We start from the raw sequence: 23807 nt of genomic DNA on the forward strand, positions 1-23807 counted from the left end.
GGCATCCTCAGCCGGCGCGGAAGGCGATCCAGGCCTGGTAGCCCACGGCCTGGAAATAGCGGCTGGGCAGGACGAAGCCGGTGTCTTCCAGCAGTTCGCCGAGGCGCTGCTCGGACAACGGATCGAAATCCTCGCGCAAGCGTTGCAGCATGCCGTCGCTGTCCTCCGGGGAAAGCCCGGCCAAGCGGCAGGCCTCGGCCTGCACCGGACGTTCGAAGGCGTCCCGGGCTTCCATCAGGTTGGCCAGCAGCAACGGCGCCGCTGGCGCCAGACGCTCGGCGACCGCCTCGAGAAAGCGCCGCTTGGCCTGGTCGCCGCGCAGGAAATGCAGCACCAGCAGGACCAGCGCCGCATCGCAAGGCGGCGCAGGCGGTAGCCCGGCGACGTCGCCGCAGTGCAGCTCGATCCGCTCCAGCAGGCCGAGCCTGGCGCAGCGCTGGCGGGCCAGGGCGAGCATGTCGGCCGACAGGTCCGCCGCGACGAAACGCCAGCCTGGACGCAACCCGGCCAGCTCCGCCAGTTCGCCGCCGGCGCCGCAGCCGACGCTGAGCAGGCGCGCCCGTTCCGGCAGACGGGCCAGCAACTGCGCGCGACTGAGCAGGTGCAGCAACTCGTAGCCCGGCAACAGGCGGCCGATCCGCGTCTCGTAGCCGTCCGCCTGTTTCCCGACGAAGCGGCCCATCAGTCGAACACCTTGCCCAGGCGCCAATAGCCCATCAGGGTCAGATGACGCTTGTCGATACCGCGCTCCTGCACCAGGTAGCGCCGGATCGCCATCACCGCCGCCGACTCGCCGGCGACCCAGGCGTAGAAACTGCCGCTCTCGGGGCTCGCCAGTTCCCAGAGGATCTCCTCGTCGATATCGATGTCCTCCAGTTCCTGGGCCGCACCACCCGCCACCTCGCGTTCCGGCAGCCGCGCCTGGCGCGCCGCCTCGATCATCCGCTCGCCGTTGCGCGAATGGATACCGGCCTGGTGGCGCGGCAGCCAGTGCAGGCGCGCAGCGGGAATCGCCGGCAGGTCGAGGATGTCGGCTTCTCCCGGCACTTCGAGAAAGGCCTCGACCACCGGCGGCTCGGTTTCGCCGGCCAGCTCCTCGAGAATTCCCGCCACCGCGGGCAAGGCGGTTTCGTCGGCGATCAGCAGGATATGGCGGACGCCAGCCGGCGGTTTCCATTCGTAGCCGCCGGGGTCATCGCCGTATTGCCGGTTGGGCGCGGCCAGTTGCAGGCGGTCGCCGATCCGCGCGTGGGTCGCCCAGGCCGAGGCCGGGCCGTTCTCGCCGTGGAGGACGAACTCCACGTCGACCTCTTCCTGCTCGGCGCGCAGCGCACGGATGGTGTAGGTACGCATCGGCGGCCGGCGGGCCGGCTCGACGCTGCGATAGGCCTGGTACCACTCGCTGCCGCCGGGCAGGCTGGGCGGCTGGCCGCTGGCATCGGGGAAGAAGATCTTGATCCGCTGGTCGGCGGCAAGGGTCTTCATCTCGGCGACCTCCGGACCGCCGAAGACGAAGCGGGTCAGCGCCGGGCTGAGTTGCTCACGGCGCTTGAGTTCGACATTGAACAGACGATAGGCGGGTTGCGACATGACGATGGTCTCCTGGTGACCGGCGCCCAGTGGAGCCGGCGGATGCATGCGTCAGACAACTCTAGCAAACAATGCGAATGATTAGCATTTGCTATTTGCGCAATCGTCGACTGCGTCGAAAGCACGACTGCCGCTCAGGCCTCGCAAGGCTCCAGCAGCTCGCAAGCGCTCTCCCCTACTCGCCTGACCGCCTGCTCGATGGCCGGGGTCGGCAACGCCGCGTAGTTCATCCGCAGGCAGTTCCGATACTTGCCGGAAGCGGAAAAGATGCAGCCCACCGCGACTTGTACGCCGCGGTTGCGCAAGGCCTTGTCCAGGCGCAGGGTGTCGAACGCCTCGTCCAGTTCGACCCAGAGCAGGAAACCGCCCTGGGGCCGGCTGGCGCGGGTGCCCTCCGGGAAATAGCGCGCCACCCAGTCGATCATCAGGTCGCGTCCGCGCTGGTACTGGGCGCGCATGCGCCGCAAGTGCGGCTCGTAGTGGCCGTTGCCGATGAATTCGGCGATCGCCAGTTGCGGTTGCAGGGCGCTGGCGCCGGTACTGATGTACTTCATGTGCAGCACGCGGTCGGCGTAGCGCCCGGGTACCATCCAGCCGATCCGCAGGCCCGGCGCCAGGACCTTGGAGAACGACCCGCAGAGCAGCACCCGGCCATCGTCGTCGTACGACTTGATGGTGCGCGGGCGCGGATAGGTGTAGGCCAGGTCGCCATAGACATCGTCCTCGATGATCGCCACGTCGTAGCGCTGGGCCAGGGCCAGCAGCGCCCGCTTGCGCGACTCGGGCATGATGTAGCCGAGCGGGTTGTTGCAGTTCGGGGTCACCTGGATGGCCTTGATCGGCCACTGTTCCAGCGCCAGTTCGAGGGCTTCCAGGCTGATGCCGTTGACCGGATCGGTGGGGATCTCCAGGGCCTTCATGCCGAGGCCTTTCAGCGATTGCATGGCGCCATGGAAGCTCGGCGACTCCACCGCGACGATGTCGCCCGGTTCGCACACCGCGCGGATGCTCACCGACAGGGCCTCGTGGCAGCCGGTGGTGATCACCACGTCGCTGGCGGTGGCCCGACAGCCGGAGTCCACCAACAGGCGGGCGACTTCCTCGCGCAGCAACGGCGAGCCGTGGATCCCGTCGTAGGCCAGCGCACGGGCGTCGGCGTGCCGGTTGAGCCGGGCCAGGCTGCGGGTCAGCGGTTTCAGCGAAGGGCTGGAGATGTCCGGCATGCCGCGGCCGAGCTGGACCACGTCCGGCCGCGGTACCGTGCTGACCAGGGCCAGCACCTGCTCCCATTGCGAGATTTCCACCGGCCGCTGGGCCAGGCGGGCGATCGCCGGCAGCGGCGGCATCTGTCGCGCGACCGGTACGAAATAGCCGGACTTCGGCCGCGGCTCGGCCAGCCCGCGATCTTCCAGCAGCCTGTATGCCTGTTGCACGGTGCTCAGGCTGACGCCGTGCTCGATGCTCATGGCCCGCACCGAGGGCAGCCGGTCGCCCGGACGGTAGAGGCCCTGTTCGATGCGCGAACCGAGGGTCTCGGCGAGTTGCAGATAAAGGGTCATGAGCGGGACTCCAGGGTGAGCGAAAGCGGGACCGGTACAGATGGTGGCGAAATCCACCATTCAGGCCGGGGAGCGCTTGATCTGTATGCAGTCAACCCACCTTTTCTGGACCTGTACGGAACAGCGCGCGATGGCCATTCTATCTCCGTCGTCCAGCCGATCAATATGGAGTACGCAGCATGACGCGACTCAGTGCGAAATCCGAGCGCCGCCAACGCCTCGATGGCCCCTTCCCACTCGCCGCGATGGACAACCTGGCGCAGGCCCTGCGTCGCGGCTATCGCCTGGCCCGGCAACGCCAGCTGACCCGGCGCGCGCTGCTGGACCTGGAAGCGGCGGAACTGAAGGATATCGGCCTGAGCGCCGAGCAGGCCCGCGAGGAAGCCTCGCTGGCGTTCTGGCAGGCGGGAAGGTCCGGCGGGAGAAAGGCATGATCCGCTGTCGCAACTGTGGCGAACGCCCAGCCAGCGAAGGGCATATCTGTATGGTCTGCAAGCGCCGATCCGACATCGACCCATACAAGGCGCTGATCGCCATGGCCCTGCTGGTCTACTGCGGCGTCAGCCTGGCGGCCTACCTCAAGCCGCATATGCCGGCACCGCCGCCTACCGCCGGCAGCAGCGTCCAGCCCGCCGAGGAGCTGGCCCAGCGCGCCCGCCAGGCCACCCTGGAACAGCGCGGCATCTGAAGAACGCATGCTCGGGAGGGGAGGCAGTTTGAGCCCCTCCTTCTTTTATATGCCTGTGGCCGCCAGCGCGTGGCTCAGTCCGCCGGATACTCCAGCGCCGCCGCGATTCGCCGATGCTGCTCGACCACCCACTCCCGCCGTACCGCCCCCCAGTCGCGGATGACATAGCCGCCCTGGTGGTTGCGCGCACCCTCCCGCTGCTCGAACTCGCAGACGATGTCCAGTTCCTCCAGCGCGGCGATGGTGTCCTGTGCGGTACGCCGGGGCATGCCGGTGGCGGCCATGATCTCCGGCACGCTGGCGGTGCCGCTGTCGATCAGGTAGGCGACGTAGAGGCGGCGGTAGAAGCTGGACTTGGTCTTGCTGATGGTCATGGGCAGGCGTTCTCCGGGAAGGCTCAGGGAGCGAGCAGGGGCAAGGTAGTGGTGGATTTGATTTCCGACAAGGCGACGATGGAGTTCACTTCCTGGATGCCCGGCACCGCCGACAGTTTCTCGAAGAAAAAGCGTTCGTAGGATTCGATATCGCGGGTGACGATACGCAGCATGAAGTCCACCGCGCCCATCAGTACGTGGCACTCCAGCACCTCGGGAAACTGGTGCATCGCCTCGGCGAAATCGGTGAGGTTCTTGCGCCCATGGGCGTTGAGCTTGATCTGGGCGAATACCTGGGTATTCAGGCCGATCTTCTTGCGGTCGAGCAGGGTCACCTGCTTGCGGATCACCCCCTCCTCCTTCAGGCGCTGGATGCGCCGCCAGCAGGGCGACTGGGAAAGTCCGATGCGCTCGGCGATCTCGGCGGTGGAAAGCGAGGATTCCTCCTGCAGCAACGCAAGAATACGCTGATCGTAGATATCCAATGGAATGGACATAAATATTCCCTACAAAGAAAAATATAGGAATCAAGTATGCACATATAGCGCAAAATCACGCAAAAACAGGAGAAAAAATCCGGCACGCCTCTGGGAGAATTTCTCTCGTCGAAACACTGCCTGGAGCGTCACATGTCAACCCTCGCCCCCCTTTTCATGGCCAAACACCCTGACGGCGAAGAACGCCAGGTGATCCGCCCGAACGTCTGGGAAACCTCCTGCGCAGATACCGAGACCCTGTCGATCTTCCATATCGAGGGCATGGCCGATCCGGACCTGCTGTGCCGGGTGCTCAACCTGTTCGCCGTGCAATCCTTCACCCCGGAGCGGGTTCGCGCCGACCGCGAGGACCACAAGATCCGCCTGCTGCTGACCTTCCCCGGCCTCAGCCAGCACCGCGCCAGCGTGATCGCGGAGAAGCTGCGCTCGCTGGTCACCGTGCTCGCCGTCCGCCTGGAGTTCTCTCCCCATGCCGGCAAGGTCCGTCCCAGCGTCAGCGAGCCGCTGCTGGCCAGCGTCGTCTGAGCCCCTCGGGGCGGCGCGGCGGCCGCCCTGTCCATTCGGCGTCATCGGCTGGCCTTCTGGCGTTAGCCGGTCGCCCAGCCCATGGCTACAGTGCAGGTTCGCCGGGCAGCCAGAAGACTGCCATGTGTTCCCCCGATCCTGCAGAGCGTGCCCATGTCCCGACCGCGTTTCCTTCCGGATAACTTCACCCTGGCGCTGATCGCCACCGTCCTTCTCGCCACTTTCCTGCCCTGCAGCGGCCAGACCGCCGTGGTCTTCGAATGGGTGACCAACATCGGCATCGGCCTGCTGTTCTTCCTCCACGGCGCCAAGCTGTCGCGCCAGGCGATCATCGCCGGCATGACCCACTGGCGCCTGCACCTGCTGGTGTTCGCCTGCACCTTCGTGATGTTCCCGCTGCTCGGCCTGGCGCTGAAACCGGCACTGTCGCCGATGGTCACCCCGGAGCTGTACCTCGGCATCCTGTTCCTCTGCGCCCTGCCGGCCACGGTGCAATCCTCCATCGCCTTCACCTCGCTGGCGCGCGGCAACGTGCCGGCAGCGGTATGCAGCGCTTCCGTGTCGAGCCTGCTCGGCGTATTCCTTACCCCGCTGCTGGTCAAGCTGCTGCTCGGCGCCGAAGGCGAGACCGGCAACGCGCTGGACGCCATCGGCAAGATCACCCTGCAACTGCTGGTACCCTTCATCGCCGGCCAGGTCCTGCGGCGCTGGATCGGCGCCTGGGTGGAGCGCAACAAGCCGGTGCTGCGCTATGTCGACCAGGGCTCGATCCTGCTGGTGGTCTACACCGCCTTCAGCGCCGCGGTGATCCAGGGCCTGTGGCACGAAGTACCCTGGCTGGCGCTGCTCGGCCTGACCGTCGCCTGCTGCGTGATCCTCGCCCTGGCCCTGGTGCTGACAACGGTGCTGGCGCGACGCCTGGGCTTCAGCAAGGAAGACGAGATCACCATCGTCTTCTGCGGTTCGAAGAAGAGCCTGGCCACCGGCGTGCCCATGGCCAAGGTGCTGTTCGCCACCAGTGCGGTGGGACCGATGGTGTTGCCGCTGATGCTGTTCCACCAGATCCAGCTGATGGTCTGCGCGGTACTCGCGCAACGCTACGCCAGGCGCCGCGACGACGCAGCGGCGGCGCTGGCCGAGGCCCCCTCGCGCTGAGCGCGAAAATGAAAGAAGCCGGCCCAGGGGCCGGCTTCTTCGTTCAGACGCGGCTCAGCGCGTCGGCGTGCGCAGGGTGACGAACTCTTCCGCCGCGGTCGGGTGGATGCCGATGGTCTCGTCGAACGCCTGCTTGGTCGCCCCGGCCTTCATCGCCACCGCAATACCCTGGAGGATCTCGCCGGCCTCGGCGCCGACCATGTGGCAACCCAGCACCCTGTCGTCGTGGGCATCCACGACCAGCTTCATCAGGGTCTTTTCCTGGTCGTCGGTAAGGGTCAGCTTCATCGGCCGGAAGCGGCTCTCGAAGATCTTCACCTTGTGCCCGGCGCTAAGCGCCTCCTCCTCGGTCAGGCCGACGGTGCCGATGTTGGGCAGGCTGAACACCGCGGTGGGAATCAACTTGTAGTCCACCGGGCGATACTCCTCCGGCTTGAACAATCGCCGTGCCACCGCCATGCCCTCGGCCAGCGCCACGGGGGTCAACTGGACGCGACCGATCACGTCACCGAGGGCGAGGATCGACGGCTCGCTGGTCTGGTAGTGCTCGTCGACCGCGATGAAGCCCTTGTCGGTCAGCTTCACAGCTGTGTTTTCCAGGCCCAGGTCGTCCAGCATCGGCCGCCGCCCGGTGGCGTAGAACACGCAGTCCGCCTCCAGCACCCGGCCGTCCTTGAGGGTCGCGGCCAGGCTGCCATCGGCCTGTTTGTCGATACGGGCGATGTCGCTGTTGAACTGCAGGTCCAGGCCCTTCTTGCCCAATTCGTCGCGCAGATGCTCGCGGACGCTGCGGTCGAAGCCGCGCAGGAACAGGTCGCGACGGTAGAGCAAGGTGGTCTCGGCGCCGAGCCCGTTGAAGATCGAGGCGAACTCGACGGCGATGTAGCCGCCGCCGACCACCAGCACGCGGCGCGGCAGGCGCTCGAGGAAGAACGCTTCGTTGGAGGTGATCGCGTGTTCCTTGCCGGGAATGTCCGGCACCTGCGGCCAGCCACCGGTGGCAACGAGAATGTGCTTGGCGCTGAAGCGCTGGCCGTCCACCTCGACGCTGTGCGCATCGAGCAGACGGGCGTGACCTTCGAGCAAGGTCACCCCGCTGTTCACCAGCAGGTTGCGGTAGATCCCGTTGAGCCGCTGGATCTCGCGGTTCTTGTTGCCGATCAGGGTCGCCCAGTCGAACTGCGCCTCGCCGGCGCTCCAGCCATAGGCCCGGGCCTGCTCGAAGTCCTCGCTGAAATGCGCGCCATAGACCAGCAGCTTCTTCGGCACGCAGCCGACGTTGACGCAGGTGCCACCCAGGTAGCGACTCTCCGCCACCGCGACACGGGCACCGAAGCCGGCGGCGAAGCGGGCGGCGCGTACGCCCCCTGAGCCGGCGCCGATGACGAACAGATCGAAATCGAAAGACATGTTCCTACTCCTGGATCAGATGCGTTCCAGCATAACCCATTCACCAGCGTCGGCTCCCGCCGGATCGACGCAGAAACCTGTCGAAACGGCTCAGCGCAGGGCCTGGCAGGCGATGGGCTATGCTTGTCCGTGGAGGTAAGCGCGATGTCCCCCACCCTCACCCACCTGGCGCTGCACGTCCCCGACCTCGACGCCTGCATCGCCTTCTACGAAACCTTCTGCGGCATGCGGGTGATCCACCGGCGCCCCGGCAAAGGCTCGCAGATCGTCTGGATGGCCGAACCCGGCCAGGAACAACGCTTCATCTTCGTCATCATGCCCGGCGGCCAGCCGCGCAACCTGGCCAGCGACGATTACAGTCATTTCGGCTTCGCCCTCTCCAGCCGCGCCGCGGTAGACGATCTGGCGCGCCGCGCCGAGGCCGCCGGCTGCCTGGTCTGGGCGCCGCGCGACGAGCCCTATCCGGTCGGCTACTACTGCGGCCTGCGCGATCCCGCGGGCAACTATGTGGAGTTCAGCTACGGCCAGCCGCTGGGCCCGGGTTCCGAGGCGCTGCCGATTCCCTGACCGGGCACGGAGGCGCCGCGTGGCCCAGGCCAGGCTGGCGGGGTTATTCGCCCGACGCCAACAACGCCACGCCCGCCGACAGCTCAGGTAGGGCGGATACCCCCATGGCCGTTCGCCCCATACGAAAAACGCCGCGCCCCCATCGGGGACGCGGCGTTCTTCATCGGGAACGGCGAGGCTCAGTGAGCCTTGCCGGTCTTGTAGAGGTTTTCGTAGCAGAAGTTGGTCGCCTCGATGTAGCCCTCGGCGCTGCCGCAGTCGAAACGCTTGCCCTTGAACTTGTAGGCCAGCACGCAGCCGTCCTGAGCCTGCTTCATCAGGGCATCGGTGATCTGGATCTCGCCGCCCTTGCCCGGTTCGGTCTGCTCGATCAGGTCGAAGATGTCCGGGGTCAGGATGTAGCGGCCGATGATCGCCAGGTTCGACGGCGCCTCTTCCGGCTTCGGCTTCTCGACCATGGTGTTCACCCGGAAGATATCGTCGCGGATCATCTCGCCGGCGATCACGCCGTACTTGTTGGTCTCTTCCGGCGGCACTTCCTGGATCGCCACGATGGAGCAGCGGAACTGGTTGTACAGCTTGACCATCTGCTTCAGCACGCTGTCGCCTTCGAGGTTCAGGCACAGGTCGTCGGCCAGGACCACGGCGAACGGCTCGTCGCCGATCAGCGGACGACCGGTGAGGATGGCGTGGCCGAGGCCCTTCATCTCCACCTGGCGGGTGTAGGCGAAGGTGCACTCGTCGATCAGCCGACGGATGCCGACCAGGTACTTTTCCTTGTCGGTGTTGCGGATCTGGTGTTCCAGCTCGTAGCTGATGTCGAAGTGGTCTTCCAGCGAACGCTTGCCGCGGCCGGTGACGATGCCGATCTCGGAAAGGCCGGCTTCCAGCGCCTCCTCCACCGCGTACTGGATCAGCGGCTTGTTCACCACCGGCAGCATTTCCTTGGGCATGGCCTTGGTGGCCGGGAGGAAACGAGTGCCGTAACCGGCGGCCGGGAAAAGACATTTCTTGATCATGAGAATCCTTCGACATGGACGAAGTATGCGGATGGCGCGCAGTCTAATCAGGCTGCGCTCGCCTTACAATGCCCGGCCCTTGGACGTCCTATGCCCTGGTAGATGAAGCCCAGTTCCGCCATCCGCGCCGGTGCGTAGAGATTCCGACCGTCGACCAACAGGGGAGTTCGCATGGATCCACGGATTTTCTGGAAGTCCGGCTGGCGGAACTGTTTCCACTCGGTCACCAGCACCAGGGCATCGGCGCCCTCGACGGCGGCGTAGGGCGAGTCGTGGAGCGTCAATCGGGCGCAGGCCACAGCTTCCGGATAGCGTGCCGCGACCCCGGCGTTGGCCACCGGATCATGGGCCCTGACCCGCACCCCGTGGCGCAGCAGCGCCTCCAGCAGGACCAGGCTCGGCGCCTCGCGCAGGTCGTCGGTACCCGGCTTGAAGGCCAGCCCCCAGAGCGCCACCGTGCGCCCTTGCCAGCGTCCCTGGAACAGCTCGCCGAGGGTCTCGAAGAGCAGCTCCTTCTGCCGCGCGTTGCGCGCTTCCACCGCACGCAGTATCTGGCTGTCGAAGCCCTGTTGCTCGGCGCTGCGGATCAGCGCGCGGACGTCCTTGGGAAAGCACGAGCCGCCGTAGCCGCAGCCGGCGTAGATGAAATGGGTACCGATGCGCTTGTCGCTACCCATGCCGCGGCGCACGTCCTCGATGTCGACGCCGGTGAGGGCGCACAGCCCGGCCATCTCGTTCATGAAGGAAATCTTGGTGGCGAGGAAGGCATTGGCCGCGTACTTGCTGAACTCGGCCTCGCGACGCCCCATCAGCAGGACCCGCTCGTGATTGCGCAGGAACGGCGCGTAGAGCTGGCGCAGGGTTTCCCCGGCCTGCGTCTCGGCGCTGCCGATGATGACCCGGTCCGGGCGCCTGAAGTCGTCCACCGCCGAGCCTTCCTTGAGGAACTCCGGATTGCTCGCCACCGCCACCCGGAAGCGCTTGCGCCGGCGCGCCAGGCCCAGGCGGATGATCTCTTCGACCCGTTCGGCGGTGCCCACCGGCACGGTCGACTTGTTGACCACGATGCAGGCCTGGCGCAGTTGCGCGCCAAGTTGCTCGGCGACCGCCAGCACGTGGCTGAGGTCGGCCGAGCCGTCCTCGCCGCACGGCGTGCCGACGGCGATGAACACCACTTCGGCGTCGGCCAGGCCTTCCGCCAGGCTGGCGGTGAAGGTCAGGCGGGCGGCGTCCAGCTGATCGCGCAGGATGCTTTCCAGGCCCGGTTCGTAGATCGGCATCTCGCCGCGTCTCAGCCGCGCGACCCGCTCGCGGTCACGCTCCACGCAACGCACCTGGTTGCCCATCTCGGCGAAACAGGCCGCCGTCACCAGTCCCACATAGCCCGCACCAATCACGCATAGCCGCATGGCGTCGTCCTCCGCTGGCCTCGCCCTCTCTCTGCGGACGATTGCAGCCAAGCGCGGTGGCAGGCGCGTGACGCTGGCGTGAAGCTACCGTGACAGAACCCGCGCGGATGCCTGGGGTCCACCCAAGGTAGGCGGAAAAAACAGGAGGCTCCCATGTCCATCGAAATCGATTCGGAACAAGGCGTCTGCAGCGTGGAGATCGAAGGCAGCCGGCATCGCGCGCCGGTCGACAGCCTGCGCATCGGTACCGACGCCGAGGCGCGCCTGTCGGTGCTCTACATCGACGGCAAGCGCCTGCACATCAGCGAGGAAGACGCCCAGCGGCTGGTGGTCGCCGGCGCCGAGGACCAGCGCAGGCACCTGATGGCGGACGATTGACGCCCTCAGGCGTCCGCCAGCAACAGGTAGGGAGAACTGCGCAGGCTGTCGAGTCCGGCGCGAAACATGCGTTCGGCGCGGTTCCAGGGATCGTCGCGCAGGCGCTCGGTCCAGGCCAGGGTGCCGCAGATGCCGTCCCAGAGCGATTGCAGATAGATGCTGGCCAGCTCGACGTCCAGCCGCGCCGGCAGTTCGCCGCGCTCCACCGCCCGGCGGATCTGCCGGAGGCCGAAGCGTTGCCCCTGCTTCTCGAGCAGCTCGCGGCGGCGCAACAGCGGCTCGTTCTCGTCGCTGCGTTCGCACTTGAGGTAGAGGATCTCCAGCACCCGCTGCACCGAACCGGGCTCGCAGCACTGGCGGAGAAAGCCCATGCCGGCGCGCAGGAGGATATCCAGCGCCGGCACCCTGGCGTTTTCGTCGGGTACCTCGATCTGGCCGAAGGCGCGGTCGCACATCGCCAGGCAGACCTCGATCTTGTTCTTGTAGTGGCCGTAGACCGCACCGCGAGAAACCCCGGCGGCGTCCGCCAGGTCGGCCATGGCAGTGGTGCCCACGCCCTTTTCCAGGAAAACCCGCTCGGCGGCATCGAGTATGCCGTCGCGGGTTTTCTGGGATTCCTCTTTGGTTTTCCTGGCCACTGAACGTCCTCACAAGGGAAAGGCGCCGCAGATCATAAGGATATGTTACAGAAACGCCAATTAATTAATCACTCATGATTGATTATATGCTACTGTCGCGCCGCTCGTGAGTTGCGGTGCCCTTTCCCGGGCAAGCTCGCGAGTTCACGAATCGAGGGACACCCATGCACATCCAATGGACCGGCTCGCTGCGCGGGCTGCTGGCGGCCCTGGTCGCCCTATTCCTGCTGGGCTGCGAAGAAGCAGCGGACGCCGGGAAGACTGCGGAGGCCCCCGCCGAGGTCGGCGTGATCGTCGCCAGGCCGGCGCCTATCGGCATCACCAGCGAGCTGCCCGGACGCCTGGAAGCGTACCGCCAGGCTGAAGTGCGGGCGCGCGTCGCCGGCATCGTCACCCGTCGCCTGTACGAGGAAGGCCAGGACGTCCGCGCCGGCACCGTGCTGTTCCAGATCGACCCTGCGCCCTTGAAGGCGGCCCTGGACATCAGCCGCGGCGCCCTGGCCCGGGCCGAGGCCAGCCACGCGGCGGCGGCCGACAAGCTCAAGCGCTACGCCGACCTGATCAAGGACCGCGCCATCAGCGAACGCGAGTACACCGAAGCGCAGACCGACGCGCGCCAGGCCCTGGCGCAGATCGCCTCGGCCAAGGCCGAACTGGAGCAGGCCCGCCTGCGCCTGGGCTACGCCACGGTCACCGCGCCGATCGACGGCCGCGCGCGGCGTGCGCTGGTCACCGAAGGCGCGCTGGTCGGCGAGGACTCGCCGACACCTCTGACCCGCGTCGAGCAGATCGATCCGATCTACGTGAACTTCTCCCAGCCGGCCGGCGAAGTCGCCGCCATGCAGCGGGCGATCCGCGAAGGCCAGGTGAAGGGTGTCGCCGACAAGGACATCGCCGTACGCCTGGTCCTGGCCGACGGCAGCGAGTACCCGCTGGCCGGCGAGCTGCTGTTCTCCGACCTGGCGGTCGACCCCGGCACCGACACCATCGCCATGCGTGCCCTGTTCCGCAATCCGCATCGCGAATTGCTGCCCGGCGGCTACGTGCAGGTGCGCCTGCAGCGCGCGGTGAACCCGCAGGCGATCACCGTCCCGCGCGACGCGCTGATCCGTACCGCCCAGTCCGCCGTGGTCAAGGTGGTCAACCCACAGGGCGTGGTGGAAGACGTGGAGGTCCGCGCCGACACCCTGCAGGGCCGCGACTGGATCATCAGCCGCGGGCTCAAGGGCGGCGAGCGTGTGATCGTCGAGAACGCCGCCCAGCATGCCGCCGGCTCCAGCGTCCAGGCGGTGGTCCGCCAGCCGGCCAGCGCCGACGCCCCCTCACCGCTGGCCGCCTCGCCGGCGGGCCAGTGACGGAGAACGCTACGAATGGCTCGTTTCTTCATTGACCGGCCGGTCTTCGCCTGGGTGATCTCCCTGCTGATCGTGCTCGCCGGGGTCCTGGCGATCCGCTTCCTGCCGGTCGCCCAGTACCCGGACATCGCGCCGCCGGTGGTCAACGTCAGCGCCAGCTATCCCGGCGCCTCGGCCAAGGTGGTCGAGGAAGCGGTGACCGCGATCATCGAGCGCGAGATGAACGGCGCGCCCGGCCTGCTCTACACCAAGGCCACCAGCAGCACCGGCCAGGCCTCGCTGACCCTGACCTTCCGCCAGGGCGTGAACGCCGACCTCGCCGCGGTGGAAGTGCAGAACCGCCTGAAGATCGTCGAGTCGCGCCTGCCCGAATCGGTGCGGCGCGACGGCATCTACGTGGAGAAGGCGGCGGACAGCATCCAGCTGATCGTTACCCTTACCTCCTCCAGCGGCCGCTACGACGCCATGGAGCTGGGCGAGATCGCCTCGTCCAACGTGTTGCAGGCGCTGCGCCGGGTGGAGGGCGTGGGCAAGGTCGAGACCTGGGGCGCCGAGTACGCCATGCGCATCTGGCCCGACCCGGCCAAGCTGACCTCGATGAACCTCAGCGCCAGCGACCTGGTCAACGCCGTGCGCCGGCACAACGCCCGCCTCACCGTGGGCGACATCGGCAACCTCGGGGTCCCCGACTCGGCGCCGATCAGCGCCACGGTGAAGGTCGACGACACCCTGGTGACGCCCGAGCAGTTCGGCGAAATTCCGCTGCGCATCCGCGCCGACGGCGGCGCGATCCGCCTGCGCGACGTGGCCCGCGTCGAGTTCGGCCAGAGCGAGTACGGCTTCGTCTCGCGGGTCAACCAAATGACCGCCACCGGCCTGGCGGTGAAGATGGCGCCCGGCTCCAACGCGGTGGCCACCGCCAAGCGCATCCGCGCCACCCTCGACGAGCTGTCGCGCTACTTCCCGGAGGGCGTGAGCTACAACATCCCCTATGACACCTCGGCGTTCGTCGAGATCTCGATCAGGAAGGTGGTCAGCACCCTGCTCGAGGCGATGCTGCTGGTGTTCGCCGTGATGTACCTGTTCATGCAGAACTTCCGCGCCACCCTGATCCCGACACTGGTGGTGCCGGTGGCCCTGCTGGGCACCTTCACGGTGATGCTCGGCCTGGGCTTCTCGATCAACGTGCTGACCATGTTCGGCATGGTCCTGGCGATCGGCATCCTGGTGGACGACGCGATCATCGTGGTGGAGAACGTCGAGCGGCTGATGGCCGAGGAAGGCCTGTCGCCGCACGACGCCACGGTCAAGGCGATGCGCCAGATCAGCGGGGCCATCGTCGGCATCACCGTGGTGCTGGTCTCGGTGTTCGTGCCGATGGCGTTCTTCAGCGGCGCGGTGGGCAACATCTACCGCCAGTTCGCGGTGACCCTGGCGGTCTCCATCGGCTTCTCGGCGTTCCTCGCGCTGTCGCTGACCCCGGCCCTGTGCGCCACCCTGCTGCGCCCGATCGACGCCGACCACCATGAGAAGCGCGGCTTCTTCGGCTGGTTCAACCGCGCCTTCCTGCGCCTGACCGGACGCTACCGCAACGCGGTGGCCGGCATCCTCGCCCGGCCGATCCGCTGGATGCTGGTCTACGCCCTGGTCATCGGCGTGGTCGCCCTGCTCTTCGTGCGCCTGCCGCAGGCGTTCCTGCCGGAAGAGGACCAGGGCGACTTCATGATCATGGTGATGCAGCCCGAAGGCACGCCGATGGCGGAGACCATGGCCAACGTCGGCGACGTCGAGCGCTACCTGGCGGAGCACGAACCGGTGGCCTACGCCTATGCGGTCGGCGGCTTCAGCCTGTACGGCGACGGCACCAGCTCGGCGATGATCTTCGCCACCCTGAAGGACTGGTCGGAACGCCGGGAGGCCAGCCAGCACGTCGGCGCCATCGTCGAGCGCATCAACCAGCGCTTCGCCGGCCTGCCCAACCGTACGGTGTATGCGATGAACTCGCCGCCGCTGCCGGACCTGGGTTCCACCAGCGGCTTCGACTTCCGCCTGCAGGACCGTGGCGGGGTTGGCTACGAGGCCCTGGTCAAGGCCCGCGACCAGTTGCTGGCGCGCGCCGCCGAGGACCCGCGTCTGGCCAACGTGATGTTCGCCGGCCAGGGCGAGGCGCCGCAGATCCGCCTGGACATCGACCGGCGCAAGGCGGAGACCCTCGGCGTGAGCATGGACGAGATCAACACCACCCTGGCGGTGATGTTCGGCTCGGACTACATCGGCGACTTCATGCACGGCAGCCAGGTGCGCAAGGTGGTGGTCCAGGCCGACGGCGCCAAGCGCCTGGGCATCGACGACATCGGCCGGCTTCACGTGCGCAACGAGCAGGGCGAGATGGTGCCGCTGGCGACGTTCGCCAAGGCCGCCTGGACCCTCGGCCCGCCGCAACTGACCCGCTACAACGGCTATCCCTCGTTCAACCTCGAGGGCCAGGCCGCGCCGGGCTACAGCAGCGGCGAAGCCATGCAGGCGATGGAGGAATTGATGCAGGGCCTGCCCGAGGGCATCGCCCACGAGTGGTCCGGCCAGTCCTTCGAAGAACGCCTGTCCGGCGCCCAGGCGCCGGCGTTGTTCGCCCTCTCGGTGTTGATCGTGTTCCTCGCCCTGGCCGCCCTCTACGAAAGCTGGTCGATCCCGCTGGCGGTGATCCTGGTGGTGCCGCTGGGCGTACTCGGCGCACTGCTCGGGGTGAGCCTGCGCGGTCTGCCCAACGACATCTACTTCAAGGTCGGCCTGATCACCATCATCGGCCTCTCGGCGAAGAACGCCATCCTCATCATCGAGGTGGCCAAGGACCATTACCAGGAAGGCATGAGCCTGCTGCAGGCGACCCTGGAGGCCGCGCGCCTGCGCCTGCGACCGATCGTCATGACCTCGCTGGCGTTCGGTTTCGGCGTGGTCCCGCTGGCGCTCTCCAGCGGCGCCGGTTCCGGCGCCCAGGTCGCCATCGGCACCGGGGTGCTCGGCGGGATCGTCACCGCCACGGTACTCGCGGTGTTCCTGGTACCGCTGTTCTTCCTGGTGGTCGGGCGCCTGTTCCGGTTGCGCAAGGCGCCGCGCACCGGCAACTCGCCCCAGATCCCCACGGAGCAAGCCTGATGCCCCTAGCGAAACTCTCGCTCCCCACCCTGGCACTGTGCGTCGGGCTGCTCGGCGCCTGCCCGCCGACGCCTCGCCAGCCGCGCGCGGCCCCCATCGTTCCGGCCAGCGGCCCCGACCTTCGGGGCAAGCTGGACGACTGGCAACAGCAGTTCACCGACCCGCTGCTGCGACAGATGATCGGCTACGCGCCGGCGCTATCCGGCGCGCAAGCCTGAATTCCGCCGTCCTTTTCCCACCCTAGTCGGCCGCTGGCAGCGCTCGGCTGAAGCGGTAGAACAGGTTCGGCTCGCTGACCACGTACAGGCTGCCCCGGTCGTCCATCGCCAACCCTTCGGCCTGCGGCACGTCGTCCGTCAGGCCATGGTTGCCGCCACGCAGGGTCAGGCTGCCGAGCGGATCCCCGGCGCGATCCAGTTCGATGACCACCCGCGACTCGTCGGAAAGCACCAGCAGGTGATCGCTGGCCTTGTCGTAGTAGAGGCTCGACAGATCGGTGAGGAACAACCCGCGATCGCGCTGCGGGTCGCCGCCGACGCTCAGGTCGAGCGCCTCGCCGCGGTCGTTGAAGAAGCCGTTTACCTCGATGATGCCCACCGGCGCCTTTTCCCGGGCCACGAACAGGCGCTCGCGCAGCGGGTCGTAGGCCAACCCCTCGAAGCCCTTGTTGCGCTTGTTTGCACTGCCCAGGGAGAACTTCCGGGCGTTGCGCGGATCGTCGATGTCGATCACCCGGGTGTCGGCGTCGACATGGATCTCCACCAGGCGTTGGCGACGCTCCTCGGCGACCACGTAGACGCCGGGCCGGATGTACTCGATAGCCTCCGGATCCTGGAAACCGCGCAGGGGGATGCGTCGCAGCAATTCGCCGTCCAGCGACAGCTCGAGGAAATGCGGGTCCTGGTTGGTCACGCTGACCAGGCTGCGCCGGCTGGGGTCGAAGGACAGCGCCGACACGTTGGACTCCGCGCCCAGCACGCGGGCTTCGATATCGACCCGATAGTCGGCCAGGCGCAGGGCGTTCTCGCGCGCAACATCGCCGCCGTAGCGCTGCTCCAGCTTGAACCAGATTCGCTCGAACGCGCGCTGCTGCTGGCCCGCCACCAGCAGCGCAAGCAACGCGGCGAGCAGGCAAGCCAGCAGCGTCCTGTAGGTCATCAGCCGACTCATCGTTACGACTCCTCCGAGAAACACAGTGTTCGGCGAAGCAGAACAGAGCCATCCGCGCCCTTTCATGAGGCGCCGATTAAATCTTTCTGACAAGCATCTTTCACGGCTGTCATTTTTCCCCCGTTCCAGGCGTTGACAGGATTTCGGCGCAGCTTTACGTTAACGTAAAGGTAAACAAGCAGGTGCCAGCGCATGTCCATCACCTACACCATCTCCGATCTCGCCCGCGAACTGGACATCACCACCCGCGCCATCCGCTTCTACGAGGAGCAAGGCCTGCTCTCCCCCGAGCGACGCGGCCAGGAACGCATCTATTCGCCGCGCGACAAGGTCAGCCTGAAGCTGATCCTGCGCGGCAAGCGCATCGGTTTTTCCCTCGCCGAATGCCGCGAACTGATCGAGCTCTACGACCCGGACCCGAGCAGCGGCAACCAGAAGCAGTTGAACACCATGCTGGAGAAGATCGCCGAGCGCCGCGCCCAGCTGGAACAACAGTTGCTGGACATCGAACAGATGCAGCTGGAACTGGATTCTGCCGAGGAGCGCTGTCGAGCGGCGCTTATCAAAAGCTATAACAAACAGACAGTTGAAACATAAACCTCATTCAAAGCTTTAAACCGGACAAGCACAATTACAGGTGAAAGCATGACCTATCCCAGCCTCAACTTCGCCCTCGGCGAAACCATCGACATGCTCCGCGACCAGGTGCGCGGCTTCGTCGCCGCCGAACTGCAGCCGCGCGCCGCGCAGATCGACCAGGACAACCAGTTCCCCATGGACATGTGGCGCAAGTTCGGCGAGATGGGCCTGCTCGGCATCACCGTCGACGAGGAGTACGGCGGTTCGGCGCTGGGCTACCTGGCCCACGCCGTGGTCATGGAAGAGATCAGCCGGGCCTCGGCCTCGGTGGCGCTCTCCTATGGCGCGCATTCCAACCTCTGCGTCAACCAGATCAAGCGCAACGGCAACGCCGAACAGAAGGCCCGCTACCTGCCGGCCCTGGTATCCGGCGAACACATCGGTGCGCTGGCGATGAGCGAACCCAACGCCGGCTCCGACGTGGTCTCGATGAAGCTGCGCGCGGACCGGGTCGGCGACCGCTTCGTTCTCAACGGCAGCAAGATGTGGATCACCAACGGTCCCGATGCCCATACCTATGTGATCTACGCCAAGACCGACCCGGACAAGGGCGCGCACGGGATCACCGCGTTCATCGTCGAGCGCGACTGGAAAGGCTTCAGTCGCGGGCCGAAGCTGGACAAGCTGGGCATGCGCGGCTCGAACACCTGCGAACTGATCTTCCAGGACGTCGAGGTACCCGAGGAGAACGTCCTCGGCGCGGTCAACGGCGGGGTCAAGGTACTGATGAGCGGCCTCGACTACGAGCGCGTGGTGCTTTCCGGCGGCCCGGTGGGAATCATGCAGGCGTGCATGGACGTGGTGGTGCCGTACATCCATGACCGCCGCCAGTTCGGCCAGAGCATCGGCGAATTCCAGCTGGTCCAGGGCAAGGTGGCCGACATGTACACCGCCCTCAACGCCAGCCGCGCCTACCTGTACGCCGTGGCCGCCGCCTGCGACCGCGGCGAGACGACCCGCAAGGACGCCGCCGGGGTGATCCTCTACAGCGCCGAGCGCGCCACCCAGATGGCCCTGGACGCGATCCAGATCCTCGGCGGCAACGGCTACATCAACGAGTTTCCCACCGGCCGCCTGTTGCGCGACGCCAAGCTCTACGAGATCGGCGCCGGCACCAGCGAGATCCGCCGCATGCTGATCGGCCGCGAGCTGTTCAACGAAACCCGCTGAAGCCTCGCTCTTCCCGGCCCTTTGCCGCCAGGGAGAGGGCATTCCATTGCATCGACAGGCGCATCGCCAGGTCGGGAGCGGGCGCCAACCGCTTCCGCCCACCTCGACACGGAGCCACCGCCATGGCCATCCTGCACACCCAGATCAATCCACGCTCCGCCGAGTTCGCGGCCAACGCCGCGACCATGCTGGAACAGGTCAACGCCCTGCGCACCCTCCTCGGCCGCATCCACGAAGGCGGCGGTAGCGCCGCCCAGGCCCGGCACAGCGCGCGCGGCAAGCTGCTGGTGCGCGAACGCATCAACCGCCTGCTCGACCCCGGCTCGCCGTTCCTCGAGCTTTCCGCCCTCGCCGCCCACGAAGTCTACGGCGAAGAGGTCGCCGCCGCCGGCATCGTCGCCGGGATCGGCCGGGTCGAAGGGGTGGAATGCATGATCGTCGGCAACGATGCCACGGTGAAGGGCGGCACCTACTATCCGCTGACCGTGAAGAAGCACCTGCGGGCCCAAGCCATCGCCCTGGAGAACCGCCTGCCATGCATCTACCTGGTGGACTCCGGCGGCGCCAACCTGCCGCGCCAGGACGAGGTCTTCCCCGACCGCGAGCACTTCGGCCGGATCTTCTTCAACCAGGCCAACATGAGTGCCCGCGGCATCCCGCAGATCGCCGTGGTCATGGGCTCCTGCACCGCCGGCGGGGCCTACGTGCCGGCGATGTCCGACGAAACCGTGATGGTGCGCGAACAGGCCACCATCTTCCTCGCCGGGCCGCCGCTGGTGAAGGCCGCTACCGGCGAGGTGGTCAGCGCCGAGGAACTTGGCGGCGCCGACGTGCACTGCAAGGTCTCAGGGGTCGCCGACCACTATGCCGAGGACGATGACCATGCCCTGGCCATCGCCCGCCGCTGCGTCGCCAACCTCAACTGGCGCAAGCAGGGCCAGCTGCAATGCCGTGCACCGCGCGCGCCGCTGTACCCCGCCGAGGAGCTGTACGGGGTGATTCCCGCCGACAGCAAGCAGCCCTACGACGTGCGCGAAGTGATCGCACGGCTGGTGGACGGCTCCGAGTTCGACGAATTCAAGGCGCTGTTCGGCACCACCCTGGTCTGCGGCTTCGCCCACCTGCACGGCTATCCGATCGCCATCCTGGCCAACAACGGGATCCTCTTCGCCGAGGCCGCGCAGAAAGGCGCGCACTTCATCGAGTTGGCCTGCCAGCGTGGCATCCCGCTGCTGTTCCTGCAGAACATCACCGGTTTCATGGTCGGCCAGAAGTACGAGGCTGGCGGCATCGCCAAGCACGGCGCCAAGCTGGTGACCGCGGTGGCCTGCGCGCGGGTGCCGAAGTTCACCGTGCTGATCGGCGGCAGCTTCGGCGCCGGCAACTACGGCATGTGCGGACGCGCCTACGACCCGCGCTTCCTGTGGATGTGGCCGAACGCGAGGATCGGCGTGATGGGCGGCGAACAGGCCGCCGGGGTGCTCGCCCAGGTCAAGCGCGAGCAGGCCGAGCGCGCCGGCCAGCAGCTCGGCGTCGAAGAGGAGGCGAAGATCAAGGCGCCGATCCTCGAGCAGTACGAGCACCAGGGCCATCCCTACTACTCCAGCGCGCGACTGTGGGACGACGGCGTGATCGATCCGGCGCAGACCCGCGAGGTCCTCGCCCTGGCGCTTTCCGCCGCCCTCAGCGCCCCCATCGAGCCGACCGCCTTCGGCGTGTTCCGCATGTGACGAGCAGACCAGCATGAGCGAATTCCAGACCATCCAGCTTGAGATCGACCCGCGCGGCGTAGCCACCCTGTGGCTGGACCGGGCGGAAAAGAACAACGCCTTCAATGCCGTCGTGATCGACGAACTGTTGCAGGCCATCGATCGCGTCGGCAGCGACCCGCAGGTCCGCCTGCTGGTGCTGCGCGGCCGTGGCCGGCACTTCTGCGGCGGTGCCGACCTGGCCTGGATGCAGCAGTCGGTGGACCTCGACTACCAGGGCAACCTGGCCGACGCCCAGCGCATCGCCGAACTCATGACCCATCTCTACAACCTGCCCAAGCCGACCCTGGCGGTGGTCCAGGGCGCGGTGTTCGGCGGCGGGGTCGGCCTGGTCAGTTGCTGCGATATGGCCATCGGCAGCGACGACGCGACCTTCTGCCTGTCCGAGGTACGCATCGGCCTGATCCCGGCGACCATCGCCCCGTTCGTGGTCAAGGCCATCGGCCAGCGCGCCGCGCGGCGCTATTCGCTGACCGCCGAGCGCTTCGACGGACGCCGCGCCAGCGAACTGGGCCTGCTCAGCGAAAGCTGTCCCGCCGCCGAACTGGAAAGCCAGGCCGAGGCCTGGATCGCCAACCTGCTGCAAAACAGCCCGCGCGCCCTGGTCGCCTGCAAGGCGCTCTACCATGAGGTCGAGGCCGCCGAGCTGAGCCCGGCGCTGCGCCGCTACACCGAGGCGGCCATCGCCCGCATCCGCATCAGCCCGGAAGGCCAGGAAGGCCTGCGCGCCTTCCTGGAGAAACGCACGCCCGCCTGGAGAAACGACGCATGAACCCGGACTACCGCAGCATCCAGCGCCTCCTGGTCGCCAACCGCGGCGAGATCGCCTGCCGGGTGATGCGCAGCGCGCGCGCCCTCGGCATCGGCAGCGTCGCCGTGCACAGCGACATCGACCGCCACGCCCGCCACGTCGCCGAAGCCGACATCGCCGTCGACCTGGGCGGCGCCAAGCCCGTCGACAGCTACCTGCGCGGCGACAGGATCATCGCCGCCGCCCTCGCCAGCGGCGCCCAGGCGATCCACCCCGGCTACGGCTTCCTCTCGGAGAACGCCGACTTCGCCCGCGCCTGCGAGGAAGCCGGCCTGCTCTTCCTCGGACCGCCGGCGGCGGCCATCGACGCCATGGGCAGCAAGTCGGCCGCCAAGGCGCTGATGGAAGAAGCCGGCGTGCCGCTGGTGCCCGGCTATCACGGCGAAGCCCAGGACCTCGAGACTTTCCGCCGGGAAGCCGGGCGCATCGGCTACCCGGTGCTGCTCAAGGCCTCCGCTGGCGGCGGCGGCAAGGGCATGAAGGTGGTGGAGCACGAGGCCGAGCTGGCCGAGGCCCTTTCCTCCGCCCAGCGCGAGGCCAAGGCCGCCTTCGGCGACGCGCGGATGCTGGTGGAGAAATACCTGCTGAAGCCGCGCCACGTGGAGATCCAGGTATTCGCCGACAGCCATGGCCACTGCCTGTACCTCAACGAACGCGACTGTTCGATCCAGCGCCGCCACCAGAAGGTCGTCGAGGAAGCCCCCGCCCCCGGTCTCGGCGCGGAACTGCGCCGGGCCATGGGCGAGGCCGCGGTACGCGCGGCGCAGGCGATCGGCTACGTCGGCGCCGGTACCGTCGAATTCCTCCTCGACGAACGCGGCCAGTTCTTCTTCATGGAAATGAACACCCGCCTGCAGGTGGAACACCCGGTCACCGAGGCCATCACCGGCCTCGACCTGGTCGCCTGGCAGATCCGCGTCGCTCGCGGCGAGGCGCTGCCGCTGACACAGGAACAGGTGCCGCTGAACGGCCACGCCATCGAAGTGCGGCTCTACGCGGAAGACCCCGAGGGCGGCTTCCTCCCCGCCAGCGGCCGCCTGGCGCTGTACCGCGAAGCGCCCGCCGGCCCCGGCCGGCGGGTCGACAGCGGGGTACGCGAAGGCGACGAGGTCTCGCCGTTCTACGACCCGATGCTGGCCAAGCTGATCGCCTGGGGCGAAACCCGCGAGGAAGCGCGCCAACGCCTGCTGGCGATGCTGGCGGAAACCTCGGTCGGCGGCCTGCGCACCAACCTGGCGTTCCTCCGCCGCATCCTCGGCCATCCGGCGTTCGCCGCCGCCGAACTGGACACCGGTTTCATCGCGCGCCACCAAGACGACCTGCTGCCGGCGCCGCAAGCGCTGCCGGAGCATTTCTGGCAAGCCGCCGCCGAAGCCTGGCTGCAGAGCGAACCGGGCCACCGTCGCGACGACGACCCGCATTCGCCGTGGAGCCGCAACGACGGCTGGCGCAGCGCCCTGGCGCGGGAGTCCGACCTGATGCTGCGCTGCCGCGACGAACGCCGCTGCGTCCGCCTGCGCCACGCCAGCCTCAGCCAGTATCGCCTGGACGGCGACGACCTGATCAGCCGGGTGGACGGTGTCACCCGTCGCTCGGCGGCGTTGCGCCGCGGACGCCAGTTGTTCCTCGAATGGGAGGGCGAACTGCTGGCCATCGAAGCCGTCGACCCGATCGCCGAGGCCGAGGCCGCCCATGCCCACCAGGGTGGTTTGAGCGCGCCGATGAACGGCAGTATCGTGCGGGTCCTGGTCGAGCCCGGCCAGACGGTCGAAGCCGGCACCGCCCTGGTGGTGCTGGAGGCGATGAAGATGGAACACAGCATCCGCGCGCCCCACGCCGGGGTAGTGAAGGCGCTGTATTGCAGCGAGGGCGAACTGGTAGAGGAAGGCACGCCGCTGGTGGAGCTGGACGAGAACCAGGCCTGACAGCCA

24 protein-coding genes are annotated in these 23807 nt (G+C 67.4%); 14 read left to right on the top strand and 10 right to left on the bottom strand.

Annotated elements, in window-relative coordinates:
• Positions 1-7: 7 nt before the first annotated feature.
• The 3 genes from ACM0M4_RS16205 to ACM0M4_RS16215 all read right to left on the bottom strand — a co-directional run bounded on the left by ACM0M4_RS16205 (position 8) and on the right by ACM0M4_RS16215 (position 3149).
• Entirely contained in the window at positions 8-682 is a 675-nt protein-coding gene (locus ACM0M4_RS16205) for a class I SAM-dependent methyltransferase (RefSeq protein ID WP_003100350.1), read from the bottom strand.
• Positions 682-1590, bottom strand: coding sequence for a siderophore-interacting protein (locus ACM0M4_RS16210; protein WP_003100352.1), 909 nt, complete (start codon positions 1588-1590; stop codon positions 682-684). The genes ACM0M4_RS16205 and ACM0M4_RS16210 overlap by 1 nt, the downstream gene beginning before the upstream one ends.
• 134 nt (positions 1591-1724) lie before the next feature.
• Positions 1725-3149, bottom strand: a complete 1425-nt coding sequence (locus ACM0M4_RS16215) for a PLP-dependent aminotransferase family protein (RefSeq protein WP_003100354.1) — start codon at positions 3147-3149, stop codon at positions 1725-1727.
• Positions 3150-3328: 179 nt separating this feature from the next.
• Between ACM0M4_RS16215 and ACM0M4_RS16220 the strand changes: the two genes are divergently transcribed.
• Together ACM0M4_RS16220 and ACM0M4_RS16225 are read left to right on the top strand one after the other, a co-directional pair.
• Positions 3329-3583 (top strand): DUF1127 domain-containing protein, encoded by a 255-nt coding sequence (locus ACM0M4_RS16220; RefSeq protein ID WP_003088655.1) that lies wholly within the window; start codon positions 3329-3331, stop codon positions 3581-3583.
• Positions 3580-3837, top strand: a complete 258-nt coding sequence (locus tag ACM0M4_RS16225) for a hypothetical protein (protein WP_003100357.1) — start codon at positions 3580-3582, stop codon at positions 3835-3837. The genes ACM0M4_RS16220 and ACM0M4_RS16225 overlap by 4 nt, the downstream gene beginning before the upstream one ends.
• A gap of 74 nt (positions 3838-3911) precedes the next feature.
• Here the strand turns inward: ACM0M4_RS16225 and ACM0M4_RS16230 are convergent, their stop codons facing one another.
• Together ACM0M4_RS16230 and ACM0M4_RS16235 are read right to left on the bottom strand one after the other, a co-directional pair.
• Positions 3912-4211, bottom strand: a complete 300-nt coding sequence (locus tag ACM0M4_RS16230) for a winged helix-turn-helix domain-containing protein (protein WP_003113511.1) — start codon at positions 4209-4211, stop codon at positions 3912-3914.
• A gap of 23 nt (positions 4212-4234) precedes the next feature.
• Positions 4235-4708 (bottom strand): Lrp/AsnC family transcriptional regulator, encoded by a 474-nt coding sequence (locus tag ACM0M4_RS16235; protein ID WP_003100361.1) that lies wholly within the window; start codon positions 4706-4708, stop codon positions 4235-4237.
• Positions 4709-4840: 132 nt separating this feature from the next.
• On the opposite strand from ACM0M4_RS16235, the gene ACM0M4_RS16240 reads away from it, so the two are divergent.
• Together ACM0M4_RS16240 and ACM0M4_RS16245 are read left to right on the top strand one after the other, a co-directional pair.
• Positions 4841-5233 (top strand): hypothetical protein, encoded by a 393-nt coding sequence (locus ACM0M4_RS16240; protein WP_221345402.1) that lies wholly within the window; start codon positions 4841-4843, stop codon positions 5231-5233.
• Between the two features lie 153 nt (positions 5234-5386).
• Entirely contained in the window at positions 5387-6388 is a 1002-nt protein-coding gene (locus ACM0M4_RS16245; protein WP_003100363.1) for a bile acid:sodium symporter family protein, read from the top strand.
• 54 nt (positions 6389-6442) lie between these two features.
• On the opposite strand, the gene gorA is transcribed toward ACM0M4_RS16245, so the two are convergent.
• Positions 6443-7798 (bottom strand): glutathione-disulfide reductase, encoded by a 1356-nt coding sequence (gene gorA / locus ACM0M4_RS16250; protein WP_003100366.1) that lies wholly within the window; start codon positions 7796-7798, stop codon positions 6443-6445.
• Positions 7799-7942: 144 nt separating this feature from the next.
• On the opposite strand from gorA, the gene ACM0M4_RS16255 reads away from it, so the two are divergent.
• Positions 7943-8365, top strand: coding sequence for a VOC family protein (locus tag ACM0M4_RS16255; RefSeq protein ID WP_003100368.1), 423 nt, complete (start codon positions 7943-7945; stop codon positions 8363-8365).
• A 179-nt stretch (positions 8366-8544) separates the two neighbouring features.
• Here the strand turns inward: ACM0M4_RS16255 and galU are convergent, their stop codons facing one another.
• Positions 8545-9384 carry a UTP--glucose-1-phosphate uridylyltransferase GalU gene (galU, locus tag ACM0M4_RS16260; protein ID WP_003088639.1) on the bottom strand — a complete coding sequence of 280 codons (840 nt, stop codon included), beginning with the start codon at positions 9382-9384 and terminating at the stop codon, positions 8545-8547.
• 47 nt (positions 9385-9431) lie between these two features.
• Positions 9432-10793 carry a UDP-glucose 6-dehydrogenase gene (locus ACM0M4_RS16265; RefSeq protein ID WP_003100370.1) on the bottom strand — a complete coding sequence of 454 codons (1362 nt, stop codon included), beginning with the start codon at positions 10791-10793 and terminating at the stop codon, positions 9432-9434.
• Positions 10794-10946: 153 nt separating this feature from the next.
• Here ACM0M4_RS16265 and ACM0M4_RS16270 point away from each other — a divergent pair, with 153 nt between their 5' ends.
• Complete coding sequence (locus tag ACM0M4_RS16270; protein ID WP_003100372.1) at positions 10947-11171, top strand: DUF3203 family protein; 225 nt, start codon at positions 10947-10949, stop codon at positions 11169-11171.
• A gap of 5 nt (positions 11172-11176) precedes the next feature.
• Here the strand turns inward: ACM0M4_RS16270 and mexZ are convergent, their stop codons facing one another.
• Positions 11177-11809: an efflux pump transcriptional repressor MexZ gene (mexZ, locus tag ACM0M4_RS16275; protein WP_003088626.1), complete on the bottom strand. Its 633-nt coding sequence runs from the start codon at positions 11807-11809 to the stop codon at positions 11177-11179.
• A 164-nt stretch (positions 11810-11973) separates the two neighbouring features.
• Here mexZ and mexX point away from each other — a divergent pair, with 164 nt between their 5' ends.
• From mexX to ACM0M4_RS16290, 3 genes are read left to right on the top strand one after another with little or no spacing between them, the layout of a single operon-like run.
• Positions 11974-13164 carry a multidrug efflux RND transporter periplasmic adaptor subunit MexX gene (mexX, locus tag ACM0M4_RS16280; protein WP_003118551.1) on the top strand — a complete coding sequence of 397 codons (1191 nt, stop codon included), beginning with the start codon at positions 11974-11976 and terminating at the stop codon, positions 13162-13164.
• Between the two features lie 15 nt (positions 13165-13179).
• Positions 13180-16317 carry a multidrug efflux RND transporter permease subunit MexY gene (gene mexY, locus ACM0M4_RS16285; RefSeq protein ID WP_003144329.1) on the top strand — a complete coding sequence of 1046 codons (3138 nt, stop codon included), beginning with the start codon at positions 13180-13182 and terminating at the stop codon, positions 16315-16317.
• On the top strand, positions 16317-16535 hold the full coding sequence (locus ACM0M4_RS16290; RefSeq protein WP_003113507.1) for a hypothetical protein: 219 nt from the start codon (positions 16317-16319) through the stop codon (positions 16533-16535). The genes mexY and ACM0M4_RS16290 overlap by 1 nt, the downstream gene beginning before the upstream one ends.
• 22 nt (positions 16536-16557) lie before the next feature.
• On the opposite strand, the gene ACM0M4_RS16295 is transcribed toward ACM0M4_RS16290, so the two are convergent.
• A complete protein-coding gene (locus tag ACM0M4_RS16295; protein ID WP_003088602.1) occupies positions 16558-17487 on the bottom strand; it encodes an SdiA-regulated domain-containing protein in 930 nt (309 codons plus the stop codon).
• A gap of 192 nt (positions 17488-17679) precedes the next feature.
• Between ACM0M4_RS16295 and liuR the strand changes: the two genes are divergently transcribed.
• The 5 genes from liuR (at position 17680) to liuD (ending at position 23801) form a co-directional block, all read left to right on the top strand.
• Positions 17680-18084: a liu genes transcriptional regulator LiuR gene (gene liuR, locus ACM0M4_RS16300; protein ID WP_010794102.1), complete on the top strand. Its 405-nt coding sequence runs from the start codon at positions 17680-17682 to the stop codon at positions 18082-18084.
• Positions 18085-18132: 48 nt separating this feature from the next.
• Positions 18133-19296, top strand: coding sequence for an isovaleryl-CoA dehydrogenase (gene liuA / locus ACM0M4_RS16305; RefSeq protein WP_010794101.1), 1164 nt, complete (start codon positions 18133-18135; stop codon positions 19294-19296).
• A gap of 122 nt (positions 19297-19418) precedes the next feature.
• Positions 19419-21026, top strand: coding sequence for a methylcrotonyl-CoA carboxylase subunit beta (liuB, locus tag ACM0M4_RS16310; protein ID WP_010794100.1), 1608 nt, complete (start codon positions 19419-19421; stop codon positions 21024-21026).
• Between the two features lie 13 nt (positions 21027-21039).
• Positions 21040-21837: a gamma-carboxygeranoyl-CoA hydratase gene (locus ACM0M4_RS16315; protein WP_003088598.1), complete on the top strand. Its 798-nt coding sequence runs from the start codon at positions 21040-21042 to the stop codon at positions 21835-21837.
• A complete protein-coding gene (gene liuD, locus ACM0M4_RS16320) occupies positions 21834-23801 on the top strand; it encodes a methylcrotonyl-CoA carboxylase subunit alpha (RefSeq protein ID WP_115288806.1) in 1968 nt (655 codons plus the stop codon). The genes ACM0M4_RS16315 and liuD overlap by 4 nt, the downstream gene beginning before the upstream one ends.
• Positions 23802-23807 lie beyond the last annotated feature (6 nt).

Source organism: Pseudomonas sp. 18-147 (assembly GCF_051048045.1).
Lineage (GTDB): Bacteria > Pseudomonadota > Gammaproteobacteria > Pseudomonadales > Pseudomonadaceae > Pseudomonas > Pseudomonas aeruginosa.